Raw genomic sequence first — 14,820 nt, 5'->3', positions numbered from 1 at the left:
ACAGTGGGGGAGTCAGTTCAGGTCGGCGGGTGCGGCCAGGTGGCCGGCCACCGCGGTCGCGGCGGCAACCGCTGGCGAGACGATGTGGGTGCGCGAGCCCTTGCCCTGGCGGCCCTCGAAGTTGCGGTTGTTCGTCGATGCGGCCCGTTGACCGGGTGTGAGGCGGTCCTCGTTCAGAGCCGCGCACATCGAGCACCCGGCGAACCGCAGTCCCGCCCCGGCGGCCTCGAACACCTCGTTCAGGCCTTCGTCGATCGCTTGCTGACGCACTTTCATCGATCCGGGCACGATCATCAACTCGACCCCGGGTGCGACCTTCCTTCCGTCGAGGACGCGTGCGACTTCCCGCAGGTCCTGGATGCGGCTGTTGGTGCATGATCCGATGAACACGACATCGACCGGGAGCCCGCGGACCGGGCGTCCGGGGGTGATGTCCATGTAGGCCTGGGCGCGCTGCACGGCGGCCCGCTCGACCGGGTCGGGAAACTGGTCCGGATGCGGGACCGGATCACCGAGCGGACCTGCCTGCGCGGGCGTGGTGCCCCAGGACACGAACGGGGTCAGGGTGGCGGCGTCGATGACGACTTCCTTGTCGAAGACGGCGTCGTCGTCGCTGAACAGGGTGCGCCAGTACGCCACTTCGGCGTCCCATGCGGCCCCGGTCGGGGCGGCGGGACGACCGTGCAGATACTCGAAGGTCTTCTCGTCCGGGGCGATCATCCCTGCCCTGGATCCGGCCTCGACGGACATGTTGCACACCGTCATCCGGCCCTCCATCGACAGCTCCTCGATGGCCTGGCCGCGGTATTCGATGATGTGGCCCTGCCCGCCCGCGGTGCCGACGCGGGCGATGATCGCCAGGATCAGATCCTTGGCCGTCACTCCCTCGGGCAGCGATCCGTTCACGGTTACCGCCATGTTCTTCAGCCGTCCCATCGGCAGGGTCTGCGTCGCCAGCACGTGCTCGACCTGACTGGTACCGATCCCGAACGCCAGCGCCCCGAACGCGCCCTGGGTGGCGGTGTGCGAATCACAGCACACGATCGTCGAACCCGGATGGGACAGGCCGAGTTCGGGACCGATGACGTGCACGATGCCCTGATGCTCCTCACCGAGGCGGAACAACTCGATCCCGAACTCGGCGCAGTTCTTGCGCATCAGCGACACCTGTTCGCGGGCCGCGGGGTCGACGATCTCCTTGTCCACGGCCACGGTCGGGGTGTTGTGGTCCTCGGTGCCCAGCGTCAGGTCCGGGCGCCGCACCGTGCGACCGCTCGCCCGGAGACCGTCGAACGCCTGCGGTGTATTCACCTCGTGGAGCAGGTGCATGTCGATGTAGAGCAGGTCCGGTTCGCCCTCCCCTCGGTAAACTATGTGTGTGTCCCAGACCTTCTCGGCCAGCGTCTTACCCATGTGTTTTCTTTCTCCTCATCGAATACGTTCGCGCCGACGACATCGGCAGACCGCAGAAATCAGCCGTAGAAGTAGGCCAGGAAACCCGAAGCCGACAGCAGTACCAGCCCGCCGCCGAGGCGCGAGGTGATCTGCGCGAACGGCAACAGGTGCATGCGCCGGGTGGTGCCAAGGGTGGCGATGTCGCCGGACCCGCCGAGGTCGGTCATGCACAGGCCGGCGGTGATCGAGGACTCCACGAAGTACAACTTCAGCAACCACCCCACGAACCCGGCGGTCAACGCGGTGATCAGCACGGTGGCGACGGTGAATGCGAGATAGGCAGGGCGGGAAACGAGTTCGGCGATCTGCTCGATGTCGATCAGGGATACCCCGATGCCGACCAACGCTGCCGGCACCCACAGCTTGACCACGAATTGGTACCACTCGGTCGTCGACTCCTCGACCTCCTGCGGCAGCACACCCGACAGCTTGATCGCCGCGGTGACCAGGATGACCCAGGCGTAGAGGTGCACCGGCGGAACCGCGGCCTGCAGCATCGCGCCGACGAGGTAGWTGGCACCGGTCATCAGCAGGCCGGTGCCGAGGCCGCTGATCGTCAGCGGACGCTTGTCGGTCAGCGCGGCGACCTGCTCCGGGGTGGTCTTGATCCGCAGCATCTCACCGTGGCCGTTGAAGCCGACGAACAGCTTGGTGCGTCGACGGGTCAGGTTGGCATAGACCGATGCCAGCACGATGCACAGCAGGTTCGCGCAGATGATCGGCGGCACGATGCTGGACATGTACTGCTGGGCGTCACCACCGATCGTGTCGGCGTACATCTGCGACAGCGGGATTGCACCGCCGGAGATGCCGCCGGCCATGATCGGGATCGTGACGTCGAGGATTGCGGTCTTGAATCCGAAACCGGTTGCTGCGGCGATTGTCCCGATGATGGTGACCACCAGCGCGAATGCCACCACAATCACCGCGCAGAACCGGCCACCTGCCTTGATCAGGAATCGACGGTCCATCCCGAGGATGCTGCCGGCGATGATCGACGCCACCAGGATCTCGACGAATCCGTACCCGGTGAACCAGTTTTTGACGATGTCCGAGAAGCTCTCCGGAACCACTCCGAAGTACACGGCCAGGGCCGGCGCGAAGACGCACAACAGCGGCCCGCCTCCGATCGCGGACAATGCCGGGGTGCGGTCCCCGATCCAGAACAGGCCGCAGCCGATGATCATCGCGATGGCCAGACCACCGAAGATGTTCTCCGGGAGCGTGCCGGTGTAGACAGCGCCCAGGCCGACCCCGACGAGGACGAGGTACCACGGCCAGGGCATGGACAAGATCTGGGCGCGGGAGGACCCATTTCGGGTCGACTCCGTCGCCTCCGTGCCGGGCACGGCATCCTTGATTTTCACGTTCGCCTCCTGCGCCGTGTCGGCGGGGCTGTGCCGATCACGGAAGTTTTGGGGAGTGACTCAGGTCACTGGTCTCGAACGGTAGCGTTTCTTGCGCCTCAATTGCCAATGACTCTGAGTTATTCATACCAATGGACCAGCTTGCTGCGGCTAGGGCAGGCCAGGTTGGACAATTGGCCCGACTTCCGTCCGGGCACCCCCAGGTCGCCGCTGATGACCTGGCGGACCTGTCGGCATTCGCACACCTGCTGACCGCCGGTGACTCTGATGGGAGCCCCCGGCAGGAGGTGGCAGCGGTTCTTCGACAATGTCGGACGGCCGGCAGTGGTCGAGCACGGCCGGGATCTGGTGGAGGCGGCAGCGGTGTTGGGGTTCGTGGTGGTGTATTCGACGGCCCGTCACGTACGCGGAGCAGACCCGGATGTGGCTCGGAGAGAACGGCTTTCCGTCCGACGCACACTGTTGTGTCGGTCTCGTGGTGATCATCGTCCGGCCGTCGAGGTCAAGACCAGCCATTGCCGGGCGGTGGGGCGGTGGTTGTCGGCGTTCGTCGACGACGAACCCGAGCTTGTGGATGCTCTGCGGTCCTGCGGGGTGTAGGCACACTCTTTCGACGTCCTGACCGGGCTCCGGGTGCGGGAACTGCGAGCCACGCTGACCGCGGGGGCACCCGGCGCACCGAGCGGACGCGGGCACAGCTCGGGGGTCACGGTCGCCGGGCGCGCCGCATCGCAGGCGGGGCGCGGTGGTGCAGGGAGCGGGCTGAGGTACACACTGCCGTCTTCGTGGGGCTGGGGCTTTGTCTCACGTTGTCACTCATCCCGGCGGGGGTTGTGCTCGGCCGACGCCACTGGGGTGGGGATGTCACAATCATTTCCATGGCCGACACGCCGAAGGAGAATCGTGGCCCGATCGTGCCGGGGGCACGGGTCCGGGTCCGGGCCGGCGGTGCTCGTTCGGCGTGGGTGTCCGGTGTGGTGGTCGACGACTACGCCGCAGAAGTGGGTACTGGTGCCCGTCACGAGTGGGCGCCGGTGCGCCGGTGGGCCGTCGCGACGGATGACGGCACTCTGGTGTTCGCCGACGATGGTGACATCGAACTTGTTGCACCGGACGAAAGCTGAGACCGACCTCCGGTTCGGTGATCCGTGCGGTTATCACGCTGAGTAGACCACTCGCGGGCGGTGTGGGCGGTGCGGCGCCCCGCCTCCCTCGCGGATATCCGGCCGGTATCGAGGATTATCTCGGTGGCTTGTCGAACTGTTTCCACTCGTGTGCCCAGTGCCGCAAGCGGTGTCGATTCAACAGTAGGTGTGCGAGGACGGTGGGGAAGACGATGGCACCGGCGGCGAGTGCCCAGACTCCGCATCCAGCGGTCACCGCCACCACGGTGTTGTCCCGGGTGCTGGGGAGGGGGCCGGTGAGGTTGCCGTCGGCGTCGACGCTGATGGTGACCGTCTGACCGGCCTTCGCCGGGCTATGGGTGGGCACTGCGGCGGTGCGATCCCCGTGGAGTGTCGGCCACCGGGCGCGGGCCGTGTCCCGGGTGCCGGTGGCGCGCAGGAGTATCCGGTGGTGTCGGCTGCGGGATAGCTGTCCTCGAGCAGGACGGCCGGCACCTGGTCCACGTCGGCGCGCAGTGCCTCGGTTTGGTGATGCAGTCGGGTGTGCGTTGAGGTGCTGAACGCGGCGGCGACGGGAACCATGAGCTGGACCAGCATCGAGGCGAGCAGGACCAGGGTGGCCTTGACGCGATCGCTGCTGCGGATCAGGTGGTTGCGGCTCCACGGCCGCAGGCGCCACCACCGGATCGTTGTGGGCACCGGCACCGGTGCTGACTGGTTCGGACGCATCGCTTACCCCCGTTAGGACTTCGCTTCTCCTCCTTCCTCGATTKTGCGTCGGAATCCGAGTCGGTGTCACACGCTGTTGCGGGTAGCGCGTGCTGCGCGGCAGCCTGTGACGAACGACGGTAGGTCCCTGTTCTGGCTCGACACGGCTGATGATCCTGACGTCGCGCGTCGGCTCTGGCGTCGACCGATCTGACCATCGCTGAGATGACTTTGTAACCCGTCAGATTGTGTTCGCGGCCGGTGTGGACCGGTCGCTGCACACGCTCGACCCCATCGCCCTCGCCCGCGCGTTCTCCGAGGGCGGCCGCGGCTACATCTCCCGCGCCCGGGCCCGTGACCGCGAGATTCCCGTGACCGCGGACACCATCGCGACCGCCGTGTGGGGACTGGCGTTCATCCGCGACCCGGCGGTGCGCCGCGAACTCGACGACGGCGCGGCGGAGGCCCGCCGGATCCGGGCCGAGCAGCCCGAGCTGATCGACGCCGTCCTGGCCTCCGCCGAGACCATCGATGCGGCCAGGGATTACGGGATGAACTGCGCACCCTGCTCGCCGGGGAGTACGTGTCCGCGAAGTCGGTGGGTATCGCCGCCTCACTGGTGGCGGTCTACGCCCGGCAGCAGCAGCTGCGAGCCGAACGCGCCACCCTCGTCCCCGGTTTCCTCGTCCCGACCGGTGCCAAGGTCACTGACCTCGGCGCCACCGTGACCGTCCGTCTCCCGCATCATCGACGGCCACTACGGCGCCAAGACCCTCCTGGTGCTCCGCACCGACGGCAACCAGCTGATCAAGTGGTTCGCCACCGGTGTGCGCGACTACGAACCCGGCCAGCGGGTGCGGATCCTGCGCGCCACCGTCAAGGACCACGAAACGTTCCGCGACCAGGACCAGACCGTCGTCACCCGCGCCAAGCTCGAACCCCTCGACCCCGCCGCCTGACCCACGTCACCAACCACCACACCGCGCGCCCGGCCTCGGCGAGATGCCCTCGACGGCCGCCGATCCCGCGCACCCACCTCCTGTCACCGACCAAAGGACATGACATGCCTGCGCTGATTCGCTCGACCTACCGCTACACCGACCCGACCCTGACACCTCCGACCCCCGGCGCCGCCCTGGTCATGGAGGTGGTTGGTGTTCTCCCGCCCCGGCATCGGCCCGAAGGGCGGCGGCCGGCACGGCGGTATCCCGCGCTCGGTCGGCCCGACCACCACACTGTTCCGCCGTCACGACGGCATCGAGATGCGCCTGCCGAACACTGATCCGCTGCTGTGGGACGCCCCGTTCACCTGGGGAGATGACACATCGTGGCAGGGCTGAGGAGGTGTTTGGACCGATCCGCCTCCTCCTGGCGAGCCGGGCCGTCGAGCGACCGCCCGGTGACGTTGACGGAACCCACTTGCCCCTGACGCGTACGAAATCCCTGGTCAACCAATTGCGGCGTTGAATGCCATTCTGACGGCGATAGGCCCGGACCGGGACCTGGTTTCGACGAACCGGAGCCGCTCGCCCCGGGATGGCCCGCCTGGGAGCTGGAAACGGCCCTGTGGGCGCTGCCGGGGATCGGCCGGGATGAAGGCAACGAAGTTGATCGCCCGTAAACGCCCCCGGCTGTACACGATCTGGGATTCGGTCGTCAGCCAGGTGCTGGGCGCCGAGCGGGCACATCTGAAGCCGGTGCGGGAGGCGCTATGGGCGGATTACGGGACGTTACATCACCGGTGGCTTTCGATTCGGAAGGAGGCCGGCCTCCCCGACGAGATCTCCGCACTGCGGGTGTTCGGTGTGATCGCGTGGATGGACGGGGAAGAATCGCGGCCTGGGTGAGCGTTCTGACCGGGAAATATGAGATGTCCCGGTGCTGTCTTCGGCAGGTGCACGAGGWTGATGCGCATGCGGATGAAGTTTCAYGAGCAGCTCGACGCGCTGACCGACCGGTTGGCGTCGATGTGCCACCTGGCSGGGGATGCGGTCCAGGCGGCGACCGAGGCCCTGGTGCTGGCKGACCTGCCCCTGGCGGAGTGGGTGTYCGACCTCAACGAACAGATCGAGGAGTTGCGCGGTCCGTGCGAGGACCTGGCGATGGCGCTGTTGGCGTTGCAGGGCCCGGTGGCGCGTGATCTGCGTCAGGTGGTCACCGGTGTGCACCTGGTGACGGATCTGAGTCGGATGGGCGGGCTGGTGCAGCATGTGGCCGAGAGCGTCCGCCGCCGCCATCCCGAGCACGTCGCTTCCGGTGAGGCGGAGGAGTTGCTCTCCCAGATGGGGCGGGTGGCGGCCGAGTTGGCCGGCCTCTCGCCGAATGGGTCCTGCGCACGCACGATCCCGAACTGGCCGCCGAGATCGGTAGACGTGACGACGAGCTCGACGACCTGCACCGCCGGCTGCTCACCCTGATCGAGGATCCGGCCTGGACCGGCACCATCCCGGCCACGGTCGATGTGACKTTGCTCGGCCGCTTCTACGAGCGCTTCGGCGACCACACCGTCGTGGTCGGACGCAGAGTGATTTTCCTCGTCACCGGGGAACAGATGACCCCGTAGGTCGTCGCCGTCACGGGCCGCATCGCCGCGGCCGATCCGAGCATGGACTTCGCCCTGCCCGTTGGTGTGCGCGTTCGTGCCGTTGGTGGTGTGGTTCTTCGTGTCGATGGCGCTGTTCTTCACCCCCGATTGAACCTGTTATTCGGGTTGTTCGASGGCGTYGGTGATGCGGTCGTGGACCGGAGGTTTCGAGGTTCTGGCCGGGGGTGCGGGCGGCAGCGTGGGCGCAGGTGTATTCGTCGTCGCTGAGCCGGATGGGGATTCGGTGGGCGGGGCCGGGAGTGGGCTGCTGGGCCAGTTCGCGTCTGAGGTGCTCACGCATGTCGCCGATGCTGAGGGATGCAAGGTCGGTGAGGATGTGAGCGCCGGTGGAGACGGGGTGGTCGAGCAGCGCCAGGAGGAGGTGTTCGGTGCCGATCTCCTCGTGCCCGAGCAGGGCGGTCTGGCGCAGGCTGCCCTCGAGGACCTTCTTCGTCTTCGCCGGTGTTCGGGATGTGCCCCGCGGCCGGGGCGGAGCCTGCCGGTGCGCTGGCACCGTCGAGCTTGCTCTCGGGTGCCGGGGCGGTGAGACCCCATGAGAGTCAGTGCTGCCGTTCCGGGGCCGCCGGCGTCGAAGATCTGGGGCGGGCAGGTGTTCGGTGCCGACTCCAGTTCTGGTGGTGGGTGCGGGCGGCGCCGGCGGCGAGGACGACCACTTGACGGCCGGAGCAGCCGTCGGTTACGGCACGATAGATCACGTCGGCCGTGACTTCCGGTGCGGAACCCGAACTCGCCCGCGGGTAGTTGAAGAATCTATCCATGTCGACGCGGTAGTCGTCCGGAGCCTGGAAAGCGATATCCATCTTCGAGAAGATCGCGGTCGTATGGGTACCAGGTAGGACGGACTTGACTGCGACCCCGAAGCTTGCAGGCTCGATATTGAGGCCCTCGCGCTGAACGCGGCAACGGCAGCCTTGGATGCGGCATACCACGGAGGTGGCCATACCGAAACGTGCAGATGGCGGGTCGATGTTTTGCAGGAGGCGGGATGCGGTGTGGCAGTGCTGCAATGAGCGCGCCACCCCGCCGGAGCCCGACCGTAGCATGGTCGCCGCGGGAAGCGGAGTTGCTGCTCCACGAAGCGGTCACCTCACCCGTCTATAACGGGTGCCCGTTCGCGAACGCAAACGCCGAAGCCCTCTCAGGCAGTGTGGGAGCGAAAGCATTACGCACTGCCTGGGACTGGCTCGCCGACCTGCCCCTCACCCTTACCGCCGAGGCCGGGTTCGCAGACCCTCACGACGTGGCGAACCAGCTACGGTTGCTCTACGACGGAGTGGTCAGCAATGACGAGTGTCGAGCTTCGCCTTCGGCGGCTGCGGTCGATCAGTTTGTGTTGAGTCCTTGACGTCGACCGAATTGTAACGGAAACTTGGTCTTGAATTCAAGTTCATATACTACTGTGGGAGCTTCCCTCACCCGCGTTACCGAAGCGCTTGGAACCCGACGGTGCCCGTCGACAACGCTGGCATCATCGCGCCAACCTGCGCTTCAAGACGCGTCGACTAGCGGGACGCCGTGATGAACGTGTATCTGCGCGGCTCCTCTCGTTCCTCGCCAGTGAGAGGGCATTTTATCTGGCCAGGTCATCTACGTCGCCGGGGAGCCGCGCGACTAATACTTCGATCGTGGTCCGGCGCCAGTTCTCGGCCGGCCACGACCCGACTCGCCCGTCGGCCACACGCTGGTGGGTGCCCGCCCCGTCGGTCATTCGCCGTTGCGCGGGCGGGAAATTCAGTCCCGAAAAAGGAAGGCGTGACCGATGGATGTACGCAACAAGACTGCAGTGGTGACCGGAGCGGCCGGTGGGATCGGCGCCGCACTTGCCCAACGACTCCTCGAAAGTGGCGCCCGCGTGCTGCTTACCGACTTGGACGACAGCCGCCTACAGGAGACCGCCTGTGCCCTTGCCGAGTCGTTCGTCGATCGCGTGGTTGCATGCGCCGCGGACGTCTCAGTTGCCGAGGACATTGCCAGCCTGCTCGCATTGGCCACGCAGACTCACGGGCCCGTGGACCTCTACTTCGCCAACGCCGGAGTCGGTGGCGGCCCCGGGCTCGAGGCTACTGACGACGAGTGGCAAGTCGCCATCGATGTGAACCTAATGGCGCATGTGCGTGCCGCCCGGCTGTTGGTGCCTGACTGGCTCGAGCGCGGCGAAGGGTATTTCATCAGTACCGCCTCTGCTGCCGGCTTGCTCACTCAACTCGGCTCCGCGACATACTCGGTCACCAAAGGCGGCGCGGTCGCGTTCTCGGAGTGGCTCGCGGTGACGTACGGCGCAGCCGGCGTGCGGGTCTCCTGCGTGTGTCCGATGGGCGTCGACACCGACATGCTCCGCGCCGGCATGCAGTCACGCGATGAACTCGAGCGGGTCGCCTCCCGGGCGGTCACCGATGCCGGCGGCGTGCTCTCGCCACTGGACACCGCCGACGTAGTGATGGCGGCCATTGACGAGGAGCGGTTCCTGATCCTGCCGCACCCTGAGGTACTCGAAATGCACCAGCGCAAGACTGTTGATCGGGATCGGTGGATCCGTGGCATGCAACGGTACGGGGCGAGCTTGAGGTGACCCCCTGTCGACCTGATCCCGTCGCGCACATCCCCCCATCTTCATCGTCCACGGTCGTGGTGACCTTCGGCCCGAGGCAGGATGCGTATCCCGCTGCTGGCCGCGATTCGGCCCTTCTGCGGTCAAGTCCAGTGGAACTATGCAGTTGCGGTCTGACGGCGCTGCGGTAACCCCGGGTCAGGTCCGTCCGGTTGCGATCCTGGAGCGCTGTAGACCCCACCACACCTCGATCGCGCTGCTGGGGTCGCGCAAGTCTGCGCCGGTGATGTCTTCGAAGCGGCGCAACCGATAACGGACGGTGTTTTCGTGGACGAAGAGCGCCGAGGCGGTGACGTCCACCTTCATGTGATTGGCGAGATACTGTCGCACGGTCTCCAGAACGTCTGGGCCGCCCTGTCCGTCGTCGAGTGGGGCGACGTAGCGCCGGACCATCTCGTCGCCCACCTCGTCGTCGGCGAGCACAGCCGGCAGCAAGCCGAGTTGATCGAGGCTGTGGACGCCGCTGAGTCCAAACGCGGCGGCGGTCGCAGCGGCTCTGCTGGCGATTCGGAACGAGGTTGGTAGACCGTCGAGCAGCGTCGGCGGGCCAACGCCGACCGACACTTCGGTGGTGTCGGCAGGGACGTGGTCGACGAACCCGCACACGTCGCCGTCGATCATTGCGGTAAGTCCGCGTGGCGCGTGGYGCCACGGCCCGACGGAAAGCAGCCTTTCCACGCTGTCGGCGGGCATCTCGGGGGTGGGGCAGGCGCGTATTGCGAGGTACCGCGCATCAGGGTCGAGCCCCTGGGCTTCCATGTCCTCACGGACCTGAGCGGTGTTGATCGCTCCCGACAAGATGCTGCGCAAGAGATCGACTCGTCGCTGTTGTTCTGCCCGGTCCCACAGCAGTTCGGCATTGCGGTGGCCGCGCGCGGCGAACACCATGGCCACGTCGGAGGCCGCGAGAACGTTTCGAGTCAGTTCGAGCACGATGCCCTCGTCCAACGTCTCCTGACGCGCCAGGTCGAGCATCTCGTCGACCAAGGCCCGGGTTCCGAGACGCCACCCCCGCAAGAGTTCTTCGATTGCGATTCCCCGCCGGGCGCGGGCTTCGCCGTGCTCTACGAATGCAGCAACTTCGGCATCGGTGAAAGAACGGGACGACGACATGGCGGGCAGCATCAACTGGATGTTCAGCAATGCCGCTGGCAACAGTTCATCGACCGACAACTCGGCGTACGCCGGCATCTCGTCCTGCATTCGTTGGACGATCCGCCAGCCGAGCGGCTCCAGCCGCTGGCGTACCAGCTCGAGAAGCATGCTTTTGGTTTCGTCCTGTCCGGTCCTCCGACGCGGTGCTGCCACGGCCCTGACTCTACGGGATGGTCCCTTCTTTGGAGCCGGCGACAACGCAAGCCTTGTAAGACTTGTCCGCGGCTCCATTCCCACAGGCCCACGGCGCTGACACTCTGGTGGTCGCCAATCATTTCCCACACGAGAGGTCCCGGATGTCCATGCTCGAGACGGTGCGGGGGCCACGGGACCTCGCATCCTTGGGGAAGGTGCTCATGCATGAGCACGTCTTCATCCTCACTCCCGACGTGCATCAGAACTACGGCGACGAGTACTGGGACGAGGATAAGCGGATCGCCGACGCGATCTCAAAGCTCAAGACACTCAAGGGCGCTGGAATCGACACGATTGTCGACCCAACGGTGGTCGGCCTGGGCCGCGACATCCCGCGGATCCAGCAGGTTAATGCCGAGGTCGACATCAATATCGTGGCGGCAACCGGCCTCTACACCTATGACGAGATCCCGCACTACTTCTCCTACCGTGGCCCCGGCGCGCTGTTCGACATGCCGGAGCCGATGACCGAGATGTTCGTGCGGGACATTGAAGAGGGTATCGGCGGGACCGGGGTCAAGGCCGCCTTCCTCGAGTGCGTGGTGGAGGAGCGTGGGTTGACACGCGACCAGACCCGAGTTGCCAAGTCCATCGCCGCGGCCCACCGACAGACCGGCGCGCCGATCACGGTGCACACCAATGCGGCGCACCAAACTGGCCGCGCCGCGCTGGACCTGTTTCGCGAGGAGGACGTGGACCTGAGTAAGGAAGTCGTGGGTCATGCAGGGGATTCCAACGACCTCGACTACCTCCGTTGGATCGCCGACCAAGGCGCCGTCATCGGTTGCGATCGTTTCGGAATCGACGTCTTCAATCCGGACCCCAACCGGATCGAAACACTCGCAACGTTGTGTCGTCAAGGCTACGTCGACAGCATCGTCCTTTCCCAGGACGTGGCCTGCTACATGGATTACTTCTCGGGAGAGATGATGCAGCAACAGGTACGTAAGGCGCTGCCGAATTGGCACTACCTGCACATCCTCGAGGACGTGTTGCCGGCTCTCGAGGAGCGCGGCATCAGCGACGAGCAGATCCGAACGATGCTGATCGATAATCCGCGTCGATACTTCGAGGCGCGGTCATGATGAATGCAACGACGCCGGAACCTCGACAGCAAGGCCGTGACATCCCCGCCCTCTCTGCTTTTACGCTGTGTGAAGCCTTTCAGACGACTGTGCGGGCCAGAGGCGACGAGGTGGCGTTGCGAACCTCGGGCGGCGGGGTCGTGCTCACCTGGCGACATTACGCCGAGAGAGTGGGGTGCGTCGCCTCCGGCCTTGCGGCGTTGGGCGTAGAGCGCGGGGACACTGTTGCGCTGATGCTGACCAATCGACCCGAGTTCCACATCGTCGACATGGCGGCCCTGCATCTGGGCGCAACGCCCTTCTCGGTGTACAACACGTTTTCTCCCAAACAGATCGCGGAGGTCTGCGCCAACGCCGGCCCACGGGTCGTCGTTACCGAGCGGCGCTTCCTGGAGCAGGTGAAGTTGGGTATGACAAACATCGAGCACGTCGTCCTCGTCGATGCCGACTCAGATATCGACGGCGTCCTCAGATTGGAGGAACTCGAGGCACCCCTTGGAAATGGAATCAATGTCGAGAAGTCTTGGCGCGCCGTCGATCCTGAGGACCTGCTCACCATCATCTACACCTCTGGGACGACGGGTCCATCGAAAGGCGTTGAGCTCACCCACGCCAATGTGCTGCAAGTCCTGTGCGCGATGACCGAACGGTTTTCGATGCAGCCCGGCGGACGTGCGGTGTCCCATCTGCCTGCAGCGCACATCGGCGACAGGTGGGCCAACCACTACTGGCCGGTGCTCTTGGGCGCAGAGGTGACGTGCGTACCGGAACCCCGCGCCCTTCAAGCGACACTGAAAGAGGTCCGGCCGACGTACTTCGGGGCAGTGCCGCGAACCTGGGAGAAGCTGAAGGACGCCATCGAAAGGGATGGGTTGCGACGTGATGCCGGCGAACCCGGCCCGCTCGAGAGCTTCGGCCTCGGCGATTGCCGCTTCGGCATCGTCGGTGCAGCCCCGACACCACCCTCGGTAATCGAGTTCTTCGCAGGACTAGGTTTGCCGCTCTGTGACGTCTGGGGCATGTCCGAAACGGCAGGGCTCGCTACGGCTACACCCCCTGAGAGGATCAAGGCCGGTTCGGTCGGACTTCCCTTGCCCGGAGTCGAGTTGCGTACGGCCTCCGACGGCGAGCTGCTCCTGCGGGGCGGCATGGTGATGCGCGGCTACCGCGCGGATCCGGCCCGGACCGCCGAGGCCCTCGACGAGGAAGGCTGGTTGCACACCGGCGACCTGGCCGAGGTCGATGACGACGGTTACGTCCGCATCGTCGATCGCAAGAAGGACATCATCATCAACGCGAGCGGCAAGAACATGTCACCGGCGAACATCGAATCGGTCCTGAAGGCCGCCTCGCCACTCGTGGGGCACGTCGTGTGCATCGGTGACGCTCGGCCGTACAACGTTGCCTTGGTCGTGCCTGATTCCGAAGCGCTGGCCGGACGCCCAGCCGACGACCCGGAGGTGCACTCCGAAATCGCTTCAGCTATCGACCGCGCCAATGCCGACCTGGCCCGAGTGGAGCAGATCAAGACGTTCACCGTCGTGGATGCAGAGTGGCTCCCCGGTGGAGTGGAGTTGACGCCGACGATGAAGCTCCGGCGTCAGCCGATCATGGAGAAATATGCCGACAGGATCGAGCAGTTGTACGACCGGTCAGGTCCCCAATGACGGCTCTAGCGCACTCGTTCTCGCGACGAGCACCCAACCCCTCGAAATTAATGAAAGGACCATGAGCCATGGCTCAAATTGTTCGCATAGAGTCGTTGAAGAGTGATCTGGGAGTGACAGGGACCGTGGAGTTCCCGACGTCACCGCTGGCTGACGGGGAGGTCTTGGCGCGCATCGAACGCATTGCGCTGACGACCAACAACATGACCTATGCAGTCTATGGCGATTCAATTGGATATTGGAACCTGTTTCCCGCGAACCAGTCTGGGTATGGTTGCATTCCGGCGTGGGGGTACGCCGAGATCGTCGAGTCGCGTGTATCTGAGATCCCTTTGGGCACTCGCGTATTCGGGTACTTTCCCATCGCGACCCACCTGGCGATGAAGCCCACGGCGGTCACCTCTCGCAGCTTCGTCGACGGCGCCAGCCACCGCACAGGCACTCCCAAGGTATACAACCTGTACGAATTTCAGCCCCAAGGCCCCGATCCGCGTATGGACAGCCTCATATCGCTCTTCCGCGCCTTGTTCATCACCTCATACACAGCCGAGGACTATCTGGCGGAACGGCTGTATTTCGGAGCTGAGCAGTTCGTAATCTCGAGTGCCTCCAGCAAGACTGCTTACGGAATCGCACATTGCCTCTCCGACGTTGCGACGCCCAAGATCGGTCTAACTTCGCGGCGCAACAAGTCGTTCGTCGAGGGACTGGGATGCTACGACGCCACTTATGAGTACGAAGAAATGACGGACATCGATCCGTCGAAATCGACCGTCTACGTCGATCTGTCCGGCGACGACATGCTCCATCGCAGGGTTCACGAGCACTTCCGCGATCGATTGGCGTTCGAC

At 65.3% G+C, this 14,820-nt stretch carries 15 protein-coding genes and 1 pseudogene; 10 read left to right on the top strand and 6 right to left on the bottom strand.

The window, feature by feature from the left end:
• Positions 1-12 precede the first annotated feature (12 nt).
• A complete protein-coding gene (gene leuC / locus AC1D1G_RS29945) occupies positions 13-1,413 on the bottom strand; it encodes a 3-isopropylmalate dehydratase large subunit (protein WP_477954895.1) in 1,401 nt (466 codons plus the stop codon).
• 59 nt (positions 1,414-1,472) lie between these two features.
• Positions 1,473-2,822 carry a 2-hydroxycarboxylate transporter family protein gene (locus AC1D1G_RS29940; protein WP_477954893.1) on the bottom strand — a complete coding sequence of 450 codons (1,350 nt, stop codon included), beginning with the start codon at positions 2,820-2,822 and terminating at the stop codon, positions 1,473-1,475.
• Between the two features lie 878 nt (positions 2,823-3,700).
• On the opposite strand from AC1D1G_RS29940, the gene AC1D1G_RS29935 reads away from it, so the two are divergent.
• A complete protein-coding gene (locus AC1D1G_RS29935) occupies positions 3,701-3,946 on the top strand; it encodes a hypothetical protein (protein WP_283354085.1) in 246 nt (81 codons plus the stop codon).
• Between the two features lie 115 nt (positions 3,947-4,061).
• On the opposite strand, the gene AC1D1G_RS29930 is transcribed toward AC1D1G_RS29935, so the two are convergent.
• The gene (locus AC1D1G_RS29930; protein WP_477954898.1) at positions 4,062-4,610 is read right to left on the bottom strand and encodes an Rv1733c family protein; all 549 of its coding nucleotides are present in this window, start codon (positions 4,608-4,610) and stop codon (positions 4,062-4,064) included.
• A 292-nt stretch (positions 4,611-4,902) separates the two neighbouring features.
• Between AC1D1G_RS29930 and AC1D1G_RS29925 the strand changes: the two genes are divergently transcribed.
• From AC1D1G_RS29925 to phoU, 5 genes and pseudogenes are all read left to right on the top strand, one after another.
• A complete protein-coding gene (locus AC1D1G_RS29925; protein ID WP_477954892.1) occupies positions 4,903-5,382 on the top strand; it encodes a hypothetical protein in 480 nt (159 codons plus the stop codon).
• A 51-nt stretch (positions 5,383-5,433) separates the two neighbouring features.
• Positions 5,434-5,613 (top strand): hypothetical protein, encoded by a 180-nt coding sequence (locus AC1D1G_RS29920; protein ID WP_477954891.1) that lies wholly within the window; start codon positions 5,434-5,436, stop codon positions 5,611-5,613.
• A gap of 195 nt (positions 5,614-5,808) precedes the next feature.
• Complete coding sequence (locus AC1D1G_RS29915; protein WP_283331826.1) at positions 5,809-5,994, top strand: hypothetical protein; 186 nt, start codon at positions 5,809-5,811, stop codon at positions 5,992-5,994.
• Positions 5,995-6,117: 123 nt separating this feature from the next.
• Positions 6,118-6,501 (top strand): DUF6308 family protein, encoded by a 384-nt coding sequence (locus AC1D1G_RS29910; RefSeq protein ID WP_477954890.1) that lies wholly within the window; start codon positions 6,118-6,120, stop codon positions 6,499-6,501.
• 66 nt (positions 6,502-6,567) lie between these two features.
• Positions 6,568-7,217, top strand: a pseudogene (gene phoU / locus AC1D1G_RS29905) (phosphate signaling complex protein PhoU).
• A gap of 10 nt (positions 7,218-7,227) precedes the next feature.
• On the opposite strand, the gene AC1D1G_RS29900 reads toward phoU, so the two are convergent.
• Together AC1D1G_RS29900 and AC1D1G_RS29895 are read right to left on the bottom strand one after the other, a co-directional pair.
• The gene (locus AC1D1G_RS29900; RefSeq protein WP_477954889.1) at positions 7,228-7,752 is read right to left on the bottom strand and encodes a Clp protease N-terminal domain-containing protein; all 525 of its coding nucleotides are present in this window, start codon (positions 7,750-7,752) and stop codon (positions 7,228-7,230) included.
• A 46-nt stretch (positions 7,753-7,798) separates the two neighbouring features.
• Positions 7,799-8,200, bottom strand: a complete 402-nt coding sequence (locus tag AC1D1G_RS29895) for a hypothetical protein (RefSeq protein ID WP_477954887.1) — start codon at positions 8,198-8,200, stop codon at positions 7,799-7,801.
• Positions 8,201-9,018: 818 nt separating this feature from the next.
• Between AC1D1G_RS29895 and AC1D1G_RS29890 the strand changes: the two genes are divergently transcribed.
• On the top strand, positions 9,019-9,828 hold the full coding sequence (locus AC1D1G_RS29890; protein ID WP_477954886.1) for an SDR family oxidoreductase: 810 nt from the start codon (positions 9,019-9,021) through the stop codon (positions 9,826-9,828).
• Positions 9,829-10,005: 177 nt separating this feature from the next.
• On the opposite strand, the gene AC1D1G_RS29885 is transcribed toward AC1D1G_RS29890, so the two are convergent.
• Positions 10,006-11,130 (bottom strand): PucR family transcriptional regulator, encoded by a 1,125-nt coding sequence (locus AC1D1G_RS29885; RefSeq protein WP_477954885.1) that lies wholly within the window; start codon positions 11,128-11,130, stop codon positions 10,006-10,008.
• 188 nt (positions 11,131-11,318) lie between these two features.
• On the opposite strand from AC1D1G_RS29885, the gene AC1D1G_RS29880 reads away from it, so the two are divergent.
• The 3 genes from AC1D1G_RS29880 to AC1D1G_RS29870 form a co-directional block, all read left to right on the top strand.
• Positions 11,319-12,302 carry a phosphotriesterase family protein gene (locus tag AC1D1G_RS29880; RefSeq protein WP_477954884.1) on the top strand — a complete coding sequence of 328 codons (984 nt, stop codon included), beginning with the start codon at positions 11,319-11,321 and terminating at the stop codon, positions 12,300-12,302.
• Positions 12,302-13,969 carry an AMP-dependent synthetase/ligase gene (locus AC1D1G_RS29875; RefSeq protein ID WP_477954896.1) on the top strand — a complete coding sequence of 556 codons (1,668 nt, stop codon included), beginning with the start codon at positions 12,302-12,304 and terminating at the stop codon, positions 13,967-13,969. Before AC1D1G_RS29880 ends, AC1D1G_RS29875 begins: the two co-directional genes overlap by 1 nt.
• A gap of 68 nt (positions 13,970-14,037) precedes the next feature.
• The coding region (locus AC1D1G_RS29870; RefSeq protein WP_477954883.1) for a DUF2855 family protein at positions 14,038-14,820 on the top strand (783 nt) is incomplete at its 3' end.

It is taken from the genome of Rhodococcus sp. P3_B8 (genome assembly GCF_056402775.1).
The sequence above is the reverse complement of the archived record's forward strand: the minus strand, read 5'-3'. Positions and strand labels throughout refer to the sequence as shown.